The 3,724-nt window shown below is 42.1% G+C and carries 6 protein-coding genes; all 6 read left to right on the top strand.

Annotated elements, in window-relative coordinates:
- Window positions 1-260, top strand: a 260-nt coding sequence (locus Q0212_RS06155; RefSeq protein ID WP_297923626.1) for a packaged DNA stabilization gp4 family protein, incomplete at its 5' end; no start/stop codon positions are given.
- Window positions 260-1,675 (top strand): packaged DNA stabilization protein, encoded by a 1,416-nt coding sequence (locus Q0212_RS06150; RefSeq protein WP_297923624.1) that lies wholly within the window; start codon window positions 260-262, stop codon window positions 1,673-1,675. The genes Q0212_RS06155 and Q0212_RS06150, both read left to right, overlap by 1 nt.
- Window positions 1,672-2,034 carry a hypothetical protein gene (locus Q0212_RS06145; protein ID WP_297923622.1) on the top strand — a complete coding sequence of 121 codons (363 nt, stop codon included), beginning with the start codon at window positions 1,672-1,674 and terminating at the stop codon, window positions 2,032-2,034. The genes Q0212_RS06150 and Q0212_RS06145 overlap by 4 nt, the downstream gene beginning before the upstream one ends.
- 99 nt (window positions 2,035-2,133) lie before the next feature.
- A complete protein-coding gene (locus Q0212_RS06140; RefSeq protein WP_297923620.1) occupies window positions 2,134-2,676 on the top strand; it encodes an aspartyl/asparaginyl beta-hydroxylase domain-containing protein in 543 nt (180 codons plus the stop codon).
- Window positions 2,673-3,128 carry a GNAT family N-acetyltransferase gene (locus Q0212_RS06135; RefSeq protein ID WP_297923618.1) on the top strand — a complete coding sequence of 152 codons (456 nt, stop codon included), beginning with the start codon at window positions 2,673-2,675 and terminating at the stop codon, window positions 3,126-3,128. The genes Q0212_RS06140 and Q0212_RS06135 overlap by 4 nt, the downstream gene beginning before the upstream one ends.
- A gap of 1 nt (window position 3,129) precedes the next feature.
- Window positions 3,130-3,724: hypothetical protein (locus Q0212_RS06130; RefSeq protein ID WP_297923616.1), on the top strand; the 595-nt coding region annotated here is incomplete at its 3' end.

Below are 3,724 nucleotides of genomic sequence, written 5' to 3'. Positions count from 1 at the left end.
CTGCTACTGATTTGACCTTAGCTGATGACTTACCATATCCGCCTGAGTGGATTCGCGCATTAAAGTTTAATCTTGCAATCGAGATTGCACCTGAGTTTGGTTTTAGTGTATCGCCCGAATTAGTGGCGATGGCTAAAGAATCACGCGATATTGTTTTACGCTCAATGGTCACAATACCGTTAGCTAAGTTTGACGCGCTTTTACCGTGTAACATGAAGCAATCAGGCTCTAAAACATTTATTATGGGTGGTGGCTTTTAATGAAGTTTAACTTTCTAGGCGGTCAACACAAGGGCTTTAGTCCTAACCAAAACACACAAGAAACGGTTAATATGTATCTTGAGGTTGACCCGTCCGAAGATAATAAACTTACTTTGTATCGTGTTGATGGAAAGACAGCATTTTTAACACTACCCACTACACCTATTTATGCAATGTCTGAGTTCAGAGGGATTTTGTATGTTGTTGCGGGTGCTTATCTTTACAAAGTGCTTAATGATTACAGTTACACGACTATTGGTGCAGTTGACTTAGATTTTGATACAACTATCGCGGCCAACAATGCAGGTCAAATTTGCTTAAATAGTGGTTATAAAAATAAGGCCTATGTTTACGACACAGTAGCAGACACGTTGACGCAAATAACAGACCCCGCTTTCTACGGTTCGCCACGGGTTGATTATTTAGATGGCTATGGCGTATTTATTCGACCAAACACTCAGCAGTTTTATATTTCAGCACTGAATGATTTTACTACGTTTGACGCATTAGACTTTGCAAGCGATGAAGCTGACCCTGATAATTTAGTATCATTTATTGTAGACCATCGTGAATTGATTTTATTTGGTGAGCGTGTTTCTACTGTTTGGTTCAATAGTGGTGACGCAACATTCCCTTTGTCGCGTCGTGAGGGGGCTGACATGGAGGTGGGTTGCGCGGCTGCTTTATCTGTTGCTAAACTAGATAACACTGTTTACTTTTTAGGTCGTTCGAGTCATGGCACAGGCTTAGTCTATAAACTCAATCAATACACGCCACAAATTATAAGCAATCGCGGCATAGAGTATCTCATCAATTCGCTTGAACGTATTGATGATGCGTTTGCATATACTTATCAAAAAAACGGTCATTCTTTTTATGTGCTGACATTCCCGACAGCTAACAAAACATTAGTCTATGATGCGTCAATTCAAGACCCTGATTTAGCATGGTCGGTGCGTGAGACTTACGGACTAGGCCGCGATAGAGCGTCCTGTTATGCGTTTGCGTTTGGTAAACACTTGGTTGGTGATTTTGTTAGCGGTGTACTGTATGAGCTAGACGACGAGACGCATTTAGATGGTGGTTTACCTATTGCGTGGAGTCGCACCACAGCGCATATTGTCAGTGATTACAAGCGCGTTAAACATAAAGAGGTTGTGCTTAACTTTCAAACTGGCGTAGGCTTAGAAGATGGCAGCGAGCCGTTGGTTTATCTAACATATAGCGATGATGGCGGCCATAGTTACATCACACCACGCGAGGCAAGTTTGGGCGTTATTGGACAGCGTAAAAACCGCGTTATGTGGGCAAGGCTTGGTAATTCACGCGATAGAGTTTATAAAGTCTTTGGCTCTGCACCTGTAAAAACCGTGCTAATTAGCGGCTTTATTGACGTGGAGGTAGGCAAAACATGAGTAAAGTTGCCAGTCCTGCTAATTTAGATTTAACAAATACACGCGCATTTAAGACGTGGCTTTACAGTATGTGGCAATCAATTTTCTATGTTGCTCCACACGTCCATGTTTCGACAATATCAACAAAAACGCTTAAATCAGGAAAAGGCACAATCAAAAGTATTTGTGTCAATATCAAAAGTACAGGCGGCAGCGTGTGCAATGTTTATGATGCTTTATCAGTGACAGGTACGCCAATCATCACGTTAAACACCGATACAAACTACGGCGAGATAACGTATAACTTAGAGTTTAATACTGGTTTGACAGTCGATATTGTTGGCGGCACTGCTGCTGACTTATTGTTTGTATTTAATTGATTAACGCGATGATATTGGCTTGTTTATCAATTATTGCAGAGTCTATCAATTAAGCATAAACTAAGGCATTACTGTCGTGATGACAGCGAGGGGTCAAAAATGAATAATTTTTATAAATGCGCTCAAGGCGTTGATGTTGTGCCTTTAATGATGGCACTTAAGGCAAATGCTTATTTGTGGAATCAAAACACGCTAAGAACAGACCATCCCGAAACTGCACATGGCCAAGTTAATGATATTTGGCTTAGGTTTAACGATGTTTCAAATACAGAAACGGTTGTTGATGACCGCGAATCCATTAATTACCCTGCTTTTTTTGCACTTCCTCAAGCCCAAGAATTGATTTTTGCTCTTATGGCACGTGTTCGCGGTGAGCGTCTAGGCCGTTGCTTAATTACTAATTTGCCTGTTGGATGCGTTATTGATGCTCATGTTGATGGTGGCGCACCTGCTGAATATTACGAGCGTTATCACATTGTTTTGCATAGCGGCAAAGGCGTTATGTTTAGATGCGGTGACGAGACGGTGAATATGCTAACTGGCGATATTTGGTGGTTTAACAATCAGCTAGAACATGAAGTCATTAACAACAGCGCAGACGATAGAATACATCTAATTGTTGATATTCGGGTGTCAAAATGATTACTTTTGCAATTGAAACAATCCGAGAAAACCTTGTTGAACTGCAAGATATTTTGCCGTTACATTATCAAGAATTAGCACTTAATCAAGATAAAGTACCATTGTCGCCACAGTATGATGTGTATTTAGACCGAGAAGATGCTGGCGGCGTGTTGTTCGTGACAGCAAGGGATAAAGGACAGCTAATCGGGTATTTTATTGGCTTTATCGCTTACGGTTTGCATTATTCTACCTGCCTTACCTGCACAATGGATATTTTCTATATTCACCCTGAACGACGCGGTACTAGCGAGGGTTACAAACTTTTTAAGTTTGTTGAAAATGAGTTAAAACGACGCAAGGTCGATAGATGGTTTGTTGGTTCAAAAGTGTCATTACCTGCTGATTGGTTGTTTGAGAAATTAGATTTTGAACGTGTAGAGGTTTATTACACAAAATGGCTGGGAGAATAATATGGTAGCTGCTGCTGTTGTTGGTGGTTTAGCCACTGCTGGGAGTGCTGCATACAGCGCAAAGCAAGCAAAAAAGGGCGCAAAGGCTCAAGTCGAAGCAGGCGACCGCGCATCGGCTTTAGAGGCTCAATCAGCCGACAAACAGCTTGCTTTGCAGCGTGAGATTTGGGAAAAGCAACAAGCCGATTACAAGCCTTATCTTGAACAAGGGACGTGGGGCATTAATCGTTTAGGCGATTTGATGAAAAAAGGCTCAGGCCAACTAAATAACCCGTTTGACACCTATCTTGCAAGCAAGGGGTTAGCAGGTGGTCAATTCAACACTAACAATCCTGCCTATCAATTTCAACTAAAGCAAGGCCAACAAGCCCTAGACCGTTCAAGCGCGGCGCGTGGCATGGGCTACAGTGGCGCACAAATGAAAGCGGCTCAAGAATACGGGCAAGGTTTAGCAAGTCAACAGTACGACAAAGAATACAATCGCGCCACTTCTGAGTTTGGCGACTATTACAACCGTTTAGCCTCATTATCGCAAGGCGGACAACAAGCCACAACGTCATTACAAAATGCTGGCAGTCAATACGCTCAAAATGCTG

Origin of the sequence: uncultured Agitococcus sp. (genome assembly GCF_937920075.1) — a bacterium.
Taxonomy (GTDB): Bacteria; Pseudomonadota; Gammaproteobacteria; order Pseudomonadales; family Moraxellaceae; genus Agitococcus.
This window is presented reverse-complemented; position numbering and strand designations above follow the sequence as displayed.